General features: G+C 54.6%; 12 protein-coding genes. 8 read left to right on the top strand and 4 right to left on the bottom strand.

All coding sequences use genetic code 11. From position 1 onward, the window contains the following. The first annotated feature begins 60 nt into the window (after positions 1 to 60). Together SH467x_RS21760 and SH467x_RS21755 are read left to right on the top strand one after the other, a co-directional pair. Positions 61 to 2253 (top strand): FdhF/YdeP family oxidoreductase, encoded by a 2193-nt coding sequence (locus SH467x_RS21760; protein WP_482369195.1) that lies wholly within the window; start codon positions 61 to 63, stop codon positions 2251 to 2253. Between the two features lies 1 nt (position 2254). Continuing rightward, positions 2255 to 3190 carry a metallophosphoesterase gene (locus SH467x_RS21755; RefSeq protein WP_482369194.1) on the top strand — a complete coding sequence of 312 codons (936 nt, stop codon included), beginning with the start codon at positions 2255 to 2257 and terminating at the stop codon, positions 3188 to 3190. A gap of 33 nt (positions 3191 to 3223) precedes the next feature. On the opposite strand, the gene tpx is transcribed toward SH467x_RS21755, so the two are convergent. After that, entirely contained in the window at positions 3224 to 3742 is a 519-nt protein-coding gene (tpx, locus tag SH467x_RS21750; protein WP_482369193.1) for a thiol peroxidase, read from the bottom strand. 357 nt (positions 3743 to 4099) lie between these two features. Between tpx and SH467x_RS21745 the strand changes: the two genes are divergently transcribed. Beyond that, entirely contained in the window at positions 4100 to 4798 is a 699-nt protein-coding gene (locus SH467x_RS21745; RefSeq protein ID WP_482369192.1) for a hypothetical protein, read from the top strand. Between the two features lie 101 nt (positions 4799 to 4899). Here the strand turns inward: SH467x_RS21745 and SH467x_RS21740 are convergent, their stop codons facing one another. Next, positions 4900 to 6561: a PP2C family protein-serine/threonine phosphatase gene (locus tag SH467x_RS21740; protein ID WP_482369191.1), complete on the bottom strand. Its 1662-nt coding sequence runs from the start codon at positions 6559 to 6561 to the stop codon at positions 4900 to 4902. 265 nt (positions 6562 to 6826) lie between these two features. On the opposite strand from SH467x_RS21740, the gene SH467x_RS21735 reads away from it, so the two are divergent. The 4 genes from SH467x_RS21735 (at position 6827) to SH467x_RS21720 (ending at position 11061) form a co-directional block, all read left to right on the top strand. Beyond that, complete coding sequence (locus SH467x_RS21735) at positions 6827 to 9265, top strand: protein-disulfide reductase DsbD family protein (RefSeq protein ID WP_482369190.1); 2439 nt, start codon at positions 6827 to 6829, stop codon at positions 9263 to 9265. A 60-nt stretch (positions 9266 to 9325) separates the two neighbouring features. Then, complete coding sequence (locus SH467x_RS21730; RefSeq protein ID WP_146675225.1) at positions 9326 to 9577, top strand: acyl carrier protein; 252 nt, start codon at positions 9326 to 9328, stop codon at positions 9575 to 9577. A 3-nt stretch (positions 9578 to 9580) separates the two neighbouring features. Continuing rightward, complete coding sequence (gene thiD, locus SH467x_RS21725; RefSeq protein WP_482369189.1) at positions 9581 to 10414, top strand: bifunctional hydroxymethylpyrimidine kinase/phosphomethylpyrimidine kinase; 834 nt, start codon at positions 9581 to 9583, stop codon at positions 10412 to 10414. A 125-nt stretch (positions 10415 to 10539) separates the two neighbouring features. Further along, complete coding sequence (locus SH467x_RS21720; protein WP_482369188.1) at positions 10540 to 11061, top strand: hypothetical protein; 522 nt, start codon at positions 10540 to 10542, stop codon at positions 11059 to 11061. A gap of 96 nt (positions 11062 to 11157) precedes the next feature. On the opposite strand, the gene SH467x_RS21715 is transcribed toward SH467x_RS21720, so the two are convergent. Then, positions 11158 to 12657, bottom strand: a complete 1500-nt coding sequence (locus SH467x_RS21715) for a rhamnulokinase (protein ID WP_482369187.1) — start codon at positions 12655 to 12657, stop codon at positions 11158 to 11160. 80 nt (positions 12658 to 12737) lie between these two features. Beyond that, complete coding sequence (locus SH467x_RS21710; protein WP_482369186.1) at positions 12738 to 14582, bottom strand: sulfatase family protein; 1845 nt, start codon at positions 14580 to 14582, stop codon at positions 12738 to 12740. Positions 14583 to 14720: 138 nt separating this feature from the next. Between SH467x_RS21710 and SH467x_RS21705 the strand changes: the two genes are divergently transcribed. Next, the gene (locus SH467x_RS21705; RefSeq protein WP_482369185.1) at positions 14721 to 16001 is read left to right on the top strand and encodes an MFS transporter; all 1281 of its coding nucleotides are present in this window, start codon (positions 14721 to 14723) and stop codon (positions 15999 to 16001) included. Positions 16002 to 16020: the final 19 nt, after the last annotated feature.

Here is a 16020-nt window from a genome sequence, read left to right as displayed (position 1 = left end):
TACCTATCAACCCCTCGCAACAGCTCCCCCTGTCGGCATCCCCTTCGTTCGGAACACAACATGAAAAAGCTCAAGGCCGGCGGTGGCTGGCAAGCGGTTCGTTATACCTTTCGAAAAGGCATCGAAGCCGGCGGGCTATGGAAACTCTACAAGGCGTTGCGTTCCCGAAATGCTTGCAAGACCTGCGCGTTGGGGATGGGTGGTCAACATGGCGGTATGGTTAACGAGCAAGGCTCGTTTCCCGAGGTATGTAAGAAGTCGATTCAGGCGATGGCGGCCGACATGCAGCCAGCCATCACCGCCGACTTCTGGAAGAAACATCCCATTCATCAAATGCGGCAATACACTCCTCGTCAGATGGAGATGAGCGGTAGATTGATACAGCCGATTCTCTACGAGCAAGGATCGGAGTCGTACCGCACCATCACTTGGAATGAGGCCTTGGATCGGATTGCAGCTCAGCTTAAAAAGCTGACCCCCGATGAAACATTCTGGTATTTCAGCGGCCGTAGCAGCAATGAAGCTGGTTTTCTCCTGCAGTTGTTAGCCCGGCTCTACGGAACGAATAACGTCAACAACTGCAGTTACTATTGCCATCAAGCGTCCGGGGTCGGGCTTCAATCGACGCTTGGAACCGGAACGGCGACCCTGGTGCTTGATGATCTAGATGAGTGCGATACGGTTTTTATTATCGGGGGGAATCCACCGAGCAATCATCCTCGACTCATGACCACTCTGATGCACTTGAGACGACGAGGGGGCAAGATCATTGTGATCAACCCCTTGCGAGAATTGGGTTTGATCAGGTTCAAAGTACCTAGCGATCCAATCAGCATGTTGTTTGGAACCAACATTGCCAACCACTATTTGCAACCGCATATTGGAGGCGATTTAGCGGCAATGGCGGGGATTGCCAAGGCTGTTCTCGAACTCGGTGCCGAAGACACTTCGTACATGCGGGAGTATTGCGATCGATGGGAAGAGTATGTTGCGGGAATTCGTGCAACCAGTTGGAGAGAGATTTGTGAAAAGAGTGGGCTGACGGAGAAGGAGTTGCGCCAGGTCGCTGATGTGTATGCCGAGAGCAAAGGTTCGGTTTTTTCTTGGACGATGGGGATCACCCACCATACGCATGGTGTCGAGAATGTCCAAGGAATTGTCAATCTGGCATTACTGCGCGGAATGATAGGTCGCAAGGGTGCGGGCATGATGCCAATCCGAGGTCATTCGAACGTGCAAGGGATCGGTTCCGTTGGAGTTACGCCTAAACTGAAGGATGAAATCTTCGACAATTTGCAAACACATTTCGGAGTGCGACTACCGACTCAACCGGGGCGTGATACGCTCGAGTGCATGGAGGCGGCCGCTCGAGGAGAGATCAAGTTCACGTTCTGCTTGGGTGGAAATCTCTACGGGTCGAATCCGGATTCCCAATTCGCAGATAAGGCGATGGCCTCGCTCGACATGTTGGTCATGTTGAACACAACGTTGAACACGGGGCACGCAAACGGACTTGCGAAAACCACGATTGTCCTACCGGTGCTAGCGCGCGACGAGGAGTCGGAGCCGACCACGCAAGAATCGATGTTCAATTTTGTTCGCGTTAGCGATGGGGGCCCAAGACGGCTGCCTGGGCCGCGCAGCGAGGTGCATATCATTGCCGAATTGGGGAGGCGATTGTTTGGGGATGTTACGCCTATCGATTGGGTAGAGATGGAAAAGACCCAAACGATTCGGCATTGGATTTCAAAAGTGGTGCCCGGGTATGAACAGATCGAGCATGTGGGGGCGACCAAGCAAGAGTTCCAGGTTGGGGGGCGAACGTTCCATACACCTGTATTCAAAACACCGAATGGAAGGGCTCAAATGGTGATCCATTCGCTGCCCGAGTTGTCGGAGTTGGAACCGAATCAACTGCGATTGATGACCGTTCGATCCGAGGGGCAATTCAACACGGTTGTTTATGAAGATTACGACCTGTACCGGCATCAAGAGCGGCGCGATGTGATTTTGATGCACCCCGAGGACTTGAAGAGATTGGGGCTCGAGCACGACTCGTTGGTAACGGTGACGAGCGAAGCGGGCGAGATGCGAGGCATTTTGGCTCGTGGTTATGAGGACATTCGAACCGGGTGTGCGATGATGTACTATCCTGAGTCCAATGTGTTGGTTCCTCGATCAGTAGATCCGAAGTCACGTACTCCTCGATTCAAGAACATCACTGTCACCATCGTGAGCGAAAGCAGGGTTTAGAATGCGCACCTCTCGACGAACATGGCTCAAGAATACAGGCTGTGCCGTTGCAGCCGCGTCGGTATCTTGCCATCGCATTTCGGCTTCGGAGTTCATTGGGCAGGGGCCGTCGCTAAAGATTGGGATCGTTGCCGATCCTCAGTATGCAGACATCCCAACCTTGGGGACACGGCATTATCGCCAGTCGGTCCGAAAGTTGTCCGATGCGGTCGAGCACTTCAATGAACAACGCGTTGGCATGGCAGTCAATCTGGGTGATTTGATCGATCGCGATTGGGCTAGTTTTGAAGTCATGAAAGGGGTTTTGAACAAGGCCAAGCAGCCATTCCATCACGTGTTAGGAAATCACGACTTTGAAGTGCAAGAAGCGAGAATACGTGAGGTTCCAGAACGGGTGGGAATTCCATCCAAGTATTATCGTGTCTCCGCGCCGGGTTGGCGATTTTTGTTTTTGGACACGAACGATGTCAGTTTGTATGCCGCTGAGAATGGGAGCGATGAGCGACGCGAAGCGGAGAGACTTCTCCAGGAGGCCAAGGCACAGAAGTTGCCTCAAGCGCAAAGTTGGAATGGCGCGATCGGGAGCAAGCAGTTGGCTTGGATGCGCGAGGAGTGCGTTCAAGCGAAGATATCGGGCGAGCGAGTTCTATTGTTCGCGCACCATCCGATCTATCCCGACAATAGTCACAATCTTTGGAACGCCTCGGCGCTGAAGGAATTGATCGCTGAGCAGACGGTGATCGCCGCATGGATGAATGGTCATAACCACGCGGGGAACTATGGTGTTTGGGAGGAGGTTCCGATGATCACGTTTAAAGGGATGGTCGAGACCGAGTCATCCAATGCGTATGCGCTGCTGACTCTGGAGCGAGATGGCTTGGACATCGAAGGCATCGGCCGCGAGCCATCTCGCCGAGTTGCATTCCGGAACGTTTGACGTTTGGAAGGCTAACGTTTGCAGGAATCGAACCTAGAGTTGCGCCTTGAGCGCCTCGAGGGCAGGTCCGTAGTTCGGTTCTTGAGCGACTTCTGGAACGATTTCTGCGTAGACCACTTTGCCATTGGCATCCAGGACATAGACGGCGCGAGCCAGAAGTTTTAGTTCGTCGATCGTCAGGCCGAACTTCAAGCCGAAGTCGCCCGATTGATAATCGCTGCCGACCTTCATCGATTTGATTTCTTCCGCGCCGCAGAATCGGTTCATCGCGAAGGGCAAATCGCGGCTCACGGTAACTGCGTTGATCTTATCTCCCAAGGCAGCGAGTTCTGTATTGAACCGCTTGGTTTGCAATTGGCAGGTGCCGGTGTCGAGGGAGGGGACGATACTCAAGATTGAGGGCTTGCCTTTGAGGTCCGCCAGAGTGATGGTTTTGAGGCCACCTTCGAAGTAATGGAGTGTGAACTCCGGGGCGTTGCTACCCGCTTTGAGTTCGTCTCCGAGCAAGGTCATCGGGGAGCCTTTGAACGTTACAGCGCCGCTGCGTGCCATAAGAAAAATCCTGATCTGGAGGAGGTTTTCGTTTTTGGGCTAAGCATCCTAGCCCCGTGCGAATAGACAGCTTCGGCGGTTCCGCCGGAGCGATTGCGAGCATAGGGGAAATCCGGACCGCGTCAATAGACGGGTCCATTGGAACACGGGCCCATTGGAACACGGGCCCATTGGAGCATCCGCTTCGATCGGTGTAATCGGAACTCCGGTCTGAGGGGCGATTAGGTTTTGGGGAAAGAGCTTCATTTCCGGCCAAAACGGTTAGCTGGGAGGGGTGGGGCAAGTTTGCAATAGGCCTGCAGTCAAGTAGGATAGGAGAGGTTGTGGCCCCTCCTCTAATTCAGTGCGGATACATCTATGCGAATGAAAACTTGGTCGATCGTCGCGCTCGTTTCAGCTGGCTTGTGCAATGTTGCATCAGCGCAGGATCCACTTGATGAAATCTACGGCCGCGCCGTGCATCAATACTTCCGCGGCGATTCCCTCACCGCCGAGGCAATGTTGAACGAAGTCATTGCGGCGGGGAGCCAAGATCCTCGTGTGTATTTCTTCCGCGGTTTAGCCATGGTGCGAAATGGCCAACCTGACGCAGCAGCCACCGATTTCCAAAAGGGAGCGGATTTAGAAATTGCGGGTAAAAAAGTCGTGAATGTTGGGAAGGCTTTGGAGCGGATCCAAGGTCCCCACCGCATGGAGTTAGAAAAGGCTCGATCTCAAGCGAGGCTCGCATCTCGTTCCAAGGTCCTGGAGATCCAACGGGCTCGATACGAAGCCATGCAGCAGCAGGGTGGTGCAGCGGCCGGTGGTTTGGTCGTGCCTCCGCAAGTGGGCGTTCAACCTTCGCCACTCGCACCGAACGATCCGTTCGTCACCGGGATGAAACGTGGGGAGCCAACTCCTGTCGAAGTACCGGCAGTTACGGATCCTGCTGTTCCGGCTCCATCGGGTAGCCAACCTGCGACGGAAACTCCGGTGCCGACTGGGGATGATCCATTTGGAAGTCCTGCACCGACCAATCCGCCCGCTTCCGACGATCCATTCGGAACGGGCAACTAATCCGTTTGGAACTGGGAACCACGGAGTGGGAAGAACCCAGCCACCCAAGCTGCGTTTGATTTCCTGCGAGCGAGCTTGGGTAGTCTCATCACTTCGGCGAGTTACTTCGTTACCTTTGTGTTTTTCATCAGGATGAGGGATCGGTCGAGTCCGTTACGACGGTCCCTTTCAAAGGTTGGTAGAGTTCTCGCCAGGAATCCTGCGATATCGGAACATCGTTGTGTGCTCATGTCACGGACGATTTGCAGCAAGGAATTCTGGTTCAAGTGAGAGTAGGGCATCGTCCTGCGGCCTCGACCCCGTCGTGGGTTCGGTTCATAGACTTGTTCGTCGACGATGTCGGACGTGTAGGCGATTAGAATCTCCGATGGTTGCAAAACAAATCGTCGTGGGGTGAACATGGGATCGGGCGAAGTCGCGATGGGGCTGCAGGTAGCCGCGATCGGTCTAAATCCTCGTTCCGAGACCACGAAGGCGTGCACATTTCCGGCATTGCACAGAGAGCCGTAGCCCGTTTCGGGGTTGATATAGAAGAGAGCCATGGAGGCTTTCCAATCGGCATCCTGCATGCTCCAGTGGAGATCGTTGATCGATTGCATGATGGAGCCCAGCGAGGCTTGTTGGTTCCACTGCATGCGCGTCATCGACTGGATACTCGTCGCGACCAGCGCTCCCTCCGGGCCTTGTTGGTTTGCGTTGCCGACTAGCAATCCCAGCATGCGATTGGGAGTTGCATCCCATTGGTGAAAGCCGCCGCCGAGGCTGCCGTTTTGGAACGTCCAGCCATGCACATCAAAATGTTCATGAAGACGTTGCGCGTCAGGGAGCATGCTGGCCTGGGTCACGCTCGCGGTATCGATTTGCTTGCGCATTTCACGCGACTCTTGCAGTTCTTCGCCGAGCAAAGAGTGTTCGATTTCGTTCATGATTCGGCCGGAGGCCAAGTTGACGATTTCGACTTGGGTGGCCGAGTAGCCGCGATTTTTCTCCGACCAGAACCAGACGGTTCCGTAGGGCATGTTTTGGGAGCCGATGGGTGCGACGATTGCGGCACCGAAGTCTTCGGGACTAGGCCATTCCGGCATCATTTCGATATCGGTGAGGAGAACCGCGTTTCCGAGGAGTGCTTCCAGGTCTCCCAGCGAGCCTTTGAGAGGTCGGGGAGGAAGAGTCAGCCGGCTTTTGGGAAGTCCGATACATGCACGCAATTTCAAAGAGGTGGTTTCCTCGTCGAGCAAGTAAATCGCTGCCGCACAGGCTCCGATCGACTTGGACGCGCTTTCGAGGATGGATTCCAAACGGTCCGCCGTTTCGCGATTTCGGTCTTGGGACGAAGACACTCCGACGGTTGTGGCAAGTTCGCCTTCTTGTCGGCGGACCGTTTCCTCTGCGCTTTCCAAGCGATCGACGAGGCCTTCGATGGCTTGGAGAAGCGATTGTGCTCGATCCATCGACACGGATGGGAGGTCGGAAAGATCGCTAGGATCGAGCAACCCGTCTTGAACGAGCGATTCCACCAGTCGCCAGCGCTGGCCTCGGAGTCCCGTCAGCACGTGAGGTGTGGGGACGGCGCTGGAGTTCTCCTTTTGGGGGGATCGGGATGAGACCGACCATCCCGTAGCTTCGGAGAACGCTTTGAGCACACTGCGAATTTCGTCTTGTTCGAGTCCTGCGTAGCTGCGGGAGCGTTGAACGGCAAGGGTGTCTCGCGATGACGAATCTTCGGTGTGGATTTTCAAATGCGACGGATACCTACGTTTCACGGTGGACTCGCTCGGGAAAAACGGGTTTGGAAATCGGAAAGCCGACGGCTCAACAGAGTTTGGAGCGGTGAGACGCGGCTTTACGAAGGGTCTATCGTGAAAAGGGGGGCTGGGGGTGATGCGAAAAGTGGGGCGGGTGGGCAAACTCTCCGATTCCCCGCGGACTTTTCGGAATGTATGGAATTTGCTGTCCAGCGTTGCCGACGTTGACCGTGGAGTTCCCGACCCGGTAAAATCTCACGACCTCTAATCAGTAGGAAAACGTATGAGAGCTCCCCGTATTCGCACTTTGGTATTGTCCCTCGCACTCGTTGTGCTCGCAGGGATCCCCAGCGCACTGGCTCAATCCAGTTCGTTGAAGAAGGGTTTGAAAGGACTCGCTCTTCCCAGTGCGAACTCCATCCCGTGCAATTTCCAAGCAAGCTATGAATTGGAGGAAGGAGGGACCCGAGGGGTTTTGCGTGTAACCGCAACTCCTGATCCTGGGTACCACATTTTCTCGGTGACACAACCCGATGGTGGACCGGGGCGAACAGTCATTACCTCGAAAGATAGCTCGATCAAGATCGGGACATTTGAACCGGACCTCCCCCCGCACATCTCTCTCGAAGAGCCCGGGTTTGAAGGTTTGCAAGTGGAGTCGCACGAGGGAGCTGTCACTTGGGCGGCATCCATAGAGTTGCCGGCTACCAAGTTGCCGACCTTACCTGAGAAACCGGCACCGATCGAGCTTTCCATCAAGGCTCAGGTTTGCATCGAAGGGAAGTGCATCCCGATAATGGGTGAGAAGGTGACAGCTGAGTTTGATAGCTATTACGCCTCGGCAAAGAGTTTGGAAGGAAAGGGGCCATTTCGTGAGAGCGAATCGCTGTCGGCTTGGACGGTCTCCCTCTCCCATGAGAAAGCGAAACGGGGCGATACCGTCGAGTTGATCTTGAAGGGGACCCCGGATCCATCTTTCCATTTCTACAAATACGATTCGATGGACCCCTCCGTTGATTCACGCACCTTGATCGTCCTCAAGCAGAAGGCGGGGATGAAAGCGGCGGCGCCCGTGGCGAGCAAGCCGGTGGTGCACAAAGACATGGGCTCTGGGCTTGAAATCGATTATTACGATGGGGAGGTAGAGTGGCGGATTCCACTCAAGGTTCCTTCGGACGCGATTCCCAATCGATACCCAATTAGCGGTCAGATTGGCTATCAGGCATGCAATGAAGGATCGTGCGACCAACCTCGAGGTTTGGAATTCCGAGTGGATTTGGAGATCACCGAGAACGAGTCGACCGTGACACCTGTTTTCGCGTCCATCAAAGCGATTCCTTACAAGACGATAGCCGAGCTTCCGAAGCGGAGTCAGTGGATTGATGAGAGGCGCGTCGCGCTCACGCTGAGTCTGAGAGAGATCCTAACCAAGTTTTGTTTGGCCATGCTCGGCGGGTTGATTCTCAATGTGATGCCGTGCGTTCTCCCGGTGATCGGTCTTAAGATTCTAGGATTTGTGAGTGAAGCGGCTGGGGATCGCCGAACAGCCAGTCGGTTAACATTTGTTTATGCGTTGGGAATCATTTCCCTTATCTTCGGATTGGGATTGCTCAGCGTGGTGGTGCGGCAGGTGACTGGTCAAGCCTATGGCTGGGGCGAGCAGTTCGGTTCGGTCGCGTTCCGAATCGCTTCGACATCGTTTATGTTTGCCCTCGCATTGAGCTTCTTGGGAGTGTGGGATATTCCAATCCCTGGATTTGCGACAGGTGGTAAGAGTGCGGAGTTGGCGGGGCGCGAAGGGTATCTTGGCGCATTCTTCAAGGGATTGATTACGACAATCTTAGCGACTCCTTGCAGTGCTCCGTTTCTAGGAGGCGTGTTTGTTGTCGCACTGAATCAGCCTTCGTGGGTCGTATTGTTGATTTTCACCGGAGTTGGTTTGGGGATGGCATTGCCCTATTTGCTGATCAGCCTTCAGCCCAGTTTGCTTGGATTCATACCTAAGCCTGGCCCGTGGATGGAGACATTCAAAGAGTTCTTGGCATTTCCAATGCTCTTAGCCGTTGTGATGTTCGTCAATGGTTTCACGGGGGATCAGAAGATTGCGATGTTAGCATCGTTGATCTTCGTTTGGTTCGCCTGTTGGTTGATCGGACGCGTTCCTGCTTGGGCGAGCATTGGGCCGAAGCTTCGTCATTGGGGCATCGGCGTGGCCGTGGCAGTCGCAGGATCGATCGGTTCTTTTTACATGATGAGTCCGTCACCTTACTCGTTGGCATGGAAGGCGTACAACGAGGAGGCGCTCGATCAACTTGTGGCCGAGGGGAAAACGGTCTTGATCGACTTCACTGCCGAGTGGTGTCAGAACTGCAAATTGAATTTGAACCAAGCCATTCACACCAAGAAGGTGAAAGATTGGGTCGAAAAGAATGGGGTTGTCGCGATGGAGGCGGACATGACCGAGTACCCGCCTCACATCAAAGACAAGCTCAACGAGTTGGAGAGCATTTCTATTCCGGTTTTAGCAATCTATAAGCCTGGAGATACCGAAACACCTATTGTGCTTCGAGACCTTGTCAGCGAAAAAGACGTTTTGGAAGCATTGAGGGAAGCGGGGCCAAGCCGAGCGCTGGAATCGGTTCCTCCTTCGCTTCCTGCCGCGATGCCTGCTTCGACGATGCCTGCTTCGACAGCAGCGAGCGGGCTTGAGCCGGTCAATTGAAACGCCGGTGCATTGAAACTCCGTAACCGACCCGAAAAGATTCCTCCAGGAAGGATTGAAATGGACAACCCGTCGCAGCTTGCAAATCTGGAGGCTGCGGAGTCGAAGATCATTGAATATCTGAAGAAGATAGTCGGTGGGGCTCCCAGACCAGATGATTCGCTGGCAGTGCTTGGAGTGGATTCGGTTGCCATGGCTGAGCTTACCTTCGAGTTGGAAAAACAGTTCTCGATCCAAATCGACGACGACATTCTCGACGTCGATACGATCCGCGAGCTCACGCATTACGTTCTTTCTCGTCAGAAACAGTAATCGATGATTGCGAAGGATCGGAACAGTTCGAGCAGCGTTGTCACTCTTACCCCCCATTGTGTCGCGCTCACTATCGCCGGATCTGATCCGAGCGGAGGGGCTGGCCTTCAAGCGGACTTGAAGACCTTTCAGCAGCTTGGCGTTTACGGAATGTCCGCCGTCACGTTGATCACGGTACAAAACACCCTTGGGGTTCGGCGTGTGGAGTTGCTGGCACCCGACTTGGTCATCGATCAGATTCGGGCCGTTCGGGAGGATATCGAGCCATTGGCTGTCAAGACTGGAGCGTTGGGAAGTGTCGACATCGTCGAAGCTGTGTCTGCGGAGATGGCGACCGTCCCAGTCCCTATCGTGGTCGATCCAGTATTGGTGAGCAAACATGGTGATTCGTTAGCGGGCGACGAGGTGATCGCTGCCTACAAGAAGTGGTTGATACCTCATGCAGCTTTGTTGACACCCAATCGGTTTGAAGCCGAGAAGCTTTCGGGTGTCTCGGTCGATAGCGAAGCGAGTGGAGTCGATGCTGCACGAGCTTTGCGCGACATGGGTGCAGAGTGTGTGCTGATCAAAATGGGAGCGTATGAGGGCAAGTCGCTTCATCTGCTTGCGATGGGAGATCGGGTTTTGTCCCTTTGGATGCCGCGGCTGGAAGCCAACAATACGCATGGGACTGGTTGCATTCTTTCTGCCGCCATCGCGTGTGCGTTTGCAAAAGGGAATGGAAACGTCCAAGAGGTCGTTGAATTCGGGCTTCAGGAGGTGTTCAAAGCCATCTACGTGAATACTGAGCTTGGGCGCGGGATCCATCCCGCCGAAGTCCGTGCGCTGGGCGGCTAAAAATTTGCCGGCGAGGTAAACATTCGCTAGAATCGAACTCGCCCCGACATCTTGAGTTCGTCCAAAAAAGATTCCATCCGTTCAGAGATGGGGCTCCGAAAGATAGCCTTTTGAGGAGGTGAGCGATGACGAATGGCGTTCCAGCGCGGATTGTGAACTACGCATTCTTGCAAGAGCTCAAGGAGGAGAATACGTCCCTTTGGGATGATGTCGTTTTGTTGGGATCGTACGGAGACGAGCCGTTTAGCGCCGATTGGATCGAGCAGAACGCGGGGAGTTTACTGCGTCGTTTGCGAGATAAGCTGGCAGGGCAATTCCGAATGGAGGAATGCTTAGCCTACATTCCGTCGCCAGGTGCCAGACAGTCCGAGCAGGTTACCACTGCGTTGGATCAGCATTTGAAGATACTGCTGCATTGTGTTTCGTTAAGCGAGCAATGCGATGATTTCGAGTATGCGGGAAAGCTCGCTAGCGAAACGTTAGAAATCTGGAAGCAGATGCGAGTCCTTTACGAAGAGATCATGGAGCATGAGGCGTTGGAAAGGCGATTGATCCCGGGGGACCGATTCCACGACGGGAGCGACCCATCGAATCCAATGGCCCCACCCCGTTCCAATTTTTGGACAAGCGTTTCGTTGAGACGATAGCGGTCGATCGATGGTACGATCTAGCCACGTGTTGAGCCCAGTTAGGTGTGAGGGCTCGTTTCGTGTTAGAGCTAGTGATCTGTTATGCTGTTATGCCTAGCGGAACTGCGCGGTCACTTTTTGGAATCGATCGGCTGCATCGCTCCAAAGATGAGGAGACTGGGGTTCATAGGTTTGGATGTCAGGCATTGCCCGCATCCAATTTCTGACTTCTTGGATATTGGAGAATCGGCCGAGAGCGATGCATTGGGTGGCAACGTTGCCCAGCGCGGTGGCTTCGACGGGGCCAGCGACCACTTTTCGGTTGCATGCGTCGGCTGTCATTTGGCACAGAAGTTGATTTTGAACGCCACCACCGACGATGTGGATGGTTTCTAATCGGTAGCCGAGAATTGATTCGAGCCATTCCAGGCAGGTTCGGTATCGCAGGGCTAGGCTTTCCAATAGAGTTCGAGCGAGCCCGCCTGCATCGGGGATCGGTTGATGCGTACCTCGCAGGTACTTTTCGATTTCTGCCAGCATATCTTCCGGGGCCACGAACATGGGGTGTTCGATATCGATAAAGGTCTGTAGGGGTGAGGCTTGGGAGGCCAATGCGGTCAGTTCGGACCAGCCGATTTCCGTTCCTTTGCGAAGCCAAGAGGCTCGCAGTTGTTGAAATGGCCAGAGTCCTGCGATGTTTTTAAGAAGCCGAACGCTCCCATTCGCGCCCCCTTCGTTGGTGAAGTTCAAATCGTGGCACGCGTCGGTAAGGACTGGGGAAGCCAGCTCCACACCCATGAGGGACCATGTTCCGGAGCTGATGTAGCACCAATTCGGAGTCGTTTCAGCAAAGCCTTCGGCGGGGACAGCGATGACCGCTGAGCCCGTGTCGTGCGTCGCCGGCACGATGACTTGGCAGGAATCGGGCAAGCCCGTGCGGGTGCGAAGCTTGGGGACGACCGGCCCAAGGATCGTACCGGGCTGGACCGGCGGCAAAAAAAGGTTTCGCGGTATTTGGAAGGCATCCAGAATGCGATCGGACCAGTCCCGCTTGTTAGGATCCAACAGTTGAGTGGTGCTCGCGTTCGTAGCTTCGTTGACTTTATGCCCCGACAGCTGCCAGTGGAAGAAATCGGGGATCATCAAAAAGTTTTCGGCGATATCGAGTTGTGGAGAGTTCTCGACTCGCATGCTCCAAAGTTGGTAAAGCGTGTTGATCTCCATGAATTGGAGTCCGCTATTGGCAAAGATTTCCTTCCGAGTTAGACGGTCAAACGCTTGATGCATGAGACCGTTCGTACGCGAATCGCGGTAGCAAAAGGCTGGGCCGACGAGATCGTCGTTTCGGTCGAGCAGGACGTAGTCGACTCCCCAGGTGTCGACCCCGACGCTGGCGATTCGGTCTCCAAAGCGAAGGGCGGCGAGCCGGAGACCTTCCTCGACATCGCTCCACAAGCCGACGATGTCCCAATGCAATCGGCGGCCGACATGGACCGGGACGTTTTCAAATCGGTGCACATCGTGCAGTTGGATGCGATCCTGCAAGATTTCCGCAGCCAAGACGCGACCGCTGGATGCACCGAGATCGACAGCCAAAACAATATCACCGCTCATGAGCATTTGGATGAAAACGCGTATGGAACACTGCGAAGCCGAAGGGGCCCGGGAAATCGAAGCGGTAGCTTACACCAAGATTAATTTTGTTGCGATGCGAGAGTTTCTAGCAATCGGGAGACGTATTCCCGGTAGACCGGTTCCAACGCGGGATCGTTTCCAATCACTTGACGCTGGGATTCGTCGACGGTGGCTTGGAGATTGACCAAACTATTCATCGCCGCGATCGCTTGCATCCCTCCCCATTTCTCGACGTCGCAGCATTGGAGAAGTGTTTCGAGGCCTCGGCGTTTTAGATCGGGATCGTTTGACCTGCAAGCGGCTTCGGCAGCCGGGATACGGACGCTCGGGTGTGGATCATCGAGCAGCGGCAAGTAGGTAGCTTGGAATCTCGCGGGGGATGGCTGGTCGACACTGGCGTAGCAAAGCCGTTGAGCGGCCCAATACCGAATGATTGGATTTTCGGAGCGAAGGTCGGGAGCTGGACCGTCTAGCGTCGAGCCTTGAAATGCGGCATCGACCAAATCGTTCCAATTCCAGTCCGGATCGATTTGATTTGCTTTCACGACGGCTTCCGGGACCACACCTTGATCCTTCGTGCGGATCATATGGTTTCGCAATTGTTCCCGGAGATCTGCTTGGATGTTCGCCAATGCCGTGGAGCCCGCCAAGTTTTTGATTTGGAACGGATCCGTGGACAAATCATAGAGTTCTTCAGCGGGCTTTGGCTTCCAAAAGAAGCTTTGCGCTTCATTCAGTTTTCCATCGTCGAATGCCTTCTTCCAGACTTGCGTAGTCGGAGTTTGGAACATGTAGGTCAGAAAAGTCCCTTGAGGGCGAAACGGCATGAAGTTTTTGATGTAGAGGTATCGGTCATTGCGAACGGCGCGCGACATGTCGATTCTCTCATCCATGCGATCTCGAAAACCAAATGCGAACTTCGGTGCATCTGGAATGTTCGTTCCTAGGAAAGGAGATCCTTCCAAGTAAGACGGAATGGCCGCACCGGTCAGACGGAGGACGGTGGGTACGAGATCGACGAACGAGATCAACCGATCGGAGGCGCTGGCGGGTTGGTAGGACTCGCCAGCCACGGGACGTAGTTTCTCTGGGACGTAAACAATCATCGGGACGTGTAGGCCGCTTTGATACAGCCATCGTTTGCTGCGAGGCATTCCGCTTCCGTGGTCGCCGAAGTAGAAGACGATGGTGGAATCGGCTAGGCCATCGGATTCCAGTTGTTGAAGAACCTTTCCGACTTGGCCGTCCATTTCTTCGATCTTGTCATAGTACTGCGCCCAATCCTGTCGGACTTCGGGAAGGTCGGGATGGTATGGTGGGACCGGGACTTGGGACGGGTCTTTCTGAGCGTCATGCGGTCGTTTTCGAATTTGGCTTTCGTGGGTGGTTGTGAAATTGAAGACCGAGAAGAAGGGAGATTGTTCCGGGCGATTGCGCCAATGCGCTTTGTTACTCGACTCGTTCCATGGTTTGGTCGTTGCGTTGAAGTTGTAGTCTTCCTTCACATTGTTGGTGCAATAGTAGCCTTCGGCGCGCAAGAGTTCGGGGAGAAGAAGCGTATTTGGTTTGCGAGTCCCTCGGCTCCGCATGTTTGACGCGCCGAAGGAGGTCGCGTACATGCCCGTGATGATGGTGGTGCGAGCGGGAGCGCAGACGGGGGCATTGGACCAACATCGATTGAATCGTAGACCTTTGGCTGCAAGTGCGTCGATATGGGGGCTTGTGGCGAAGCGGTCACCGTAGCAGCCGAGTTGTGGACCATTGTCTTCGGAAGTGATCCAGAGGATGTTGGGACGCACGGAAGGGTTGCTTTGCGCGCTCGACCAACTTGGTGTCAGCAGCAAAACGAGCCAAGATCCGAGGATTGGCAACAGGTGAATGGTCAAACGGTTTGGGGGAGTCATGCGACGCGTCCTACAGGAGAGAGTAAACCGTGGAGGGAGGGCAAACGACGGACAAAATGGGCTATAGTATTCTAGCCCACCCATGAACGACTAGTTGGTCGGTCCTCGCCAGTTCCAGGACATCTACGAAAGCCCCTGATGGTACAGAATCTTCCGAATCGAACGAGTGCGATCGTATTGATCGGAACGGTGCTTCTCGCGGTCAACATGTATGTCGATCGAGCGGCGGTCGGGCAACTGCGAGGATCGATTTCTGCCGAGTTTGGTTGGGAGCGTGACGAGGCCGCTTACTTCATCGGAGCCTTTTTCTGGGCATATGCGTTGGGGCAAGTCCCCGCGGCAGCGTTGGGATTGAGGTTTGGGTTCAAGACCGTATTGACCGCTTTTCTCGTGTTATGGTCGGGCGCGACGATCCTAACGGGGCTCTCGCAATCGTTCGCGGTATTGATCGCCTCTCGCGTTGCGTTGGGGCTTGCAGAAGCCGGAGCGTATCCCAACGCCAACGCATTGATACGAGGCTGGTTTCCGGCGCGGCTGCGCGGCCGAGCTTGCAGTGCCGTAACATTCGGTGGGCGTCTTGGTTGGGCCATTTCACAGTTTCTCACGCCGATTCTAGAGGTTGCTTTCTCGAGTTGGCGAGCGGTTCTGATTTTATACGGAGTCGTCGGAATCTTATTGGCAGTTCCCTTTCACCTTCTCGCAAAAGATGCATCGAACCTGGATTCGCAGGCGGGGACTGACGGTCCTGATTCCGATTCAATCGCTGGCGAGGGGGAGGAACAACGTGATGCGCCTGAGACTGGAGATTTGACGTTCGGTCGAATGTTGGTGGAGCCGAATCTCATTCGCGCGAGCCTGGTTCAATTCCTGCTCAATTTTGGCTGGGTGTTTTTGTTGAGTGATTTGCCTAGTTACCTCACAGGAGAGCTGGGTGTTGGGAAAGTGGAAGCGGGTTTCCTGTCCTCCGTACCGGCGTGGGTAAGCTGTGTTGGGATGGTAGCAGGGGGGATCATTACGGATTGGACGGCACGACGATTCGGTTTGCGATGGGGGCGGTCATTGCCGATCGCGTTGAGCATGTTCGTCTGTGGCATCGCGTCATTCGTCTGCCCTTGGTTCACCCATCCGTTGAGTTTCGTCGCCTTGCTTAGCGTCATGGCGATTGCCGCCGACATATCGAATCCATCGGTCTGGGCATTCTCGCAGGATATTGGCGGCCGGCATGCCGGAAAGGTGCTTGGGTGGGTCAATATGTTTGGTAATTTTGGAGCGGGGCTAAGTCCTGTTGCTATCTCGATGATCCAGCGCCAGTACGGGTGGGATGCTTGCTTTTGGGCCTTTTCCATTTGCTTCGTCGTCGCTGGGGTCACCGGTTTAGGAATGGATTCCAATCGAAAGCTGATATCGAATCATCCTTAGCCAGTGCCCGATTGCCGCC

This window comes from Brakhagea slesvicensis, assembly GCF_052161625.1.
In the GTDB taxonomy this organism is placed as follows: Bacteria; Planctomycetota; Planctomycetia; order Pirellulales; family Pirellulaceae; genus JBKCUI01.
Note: the sequence above shows the minus strand (reverse complement) of the source record. Positions and strands in the feature narration are given on the sequence as shown.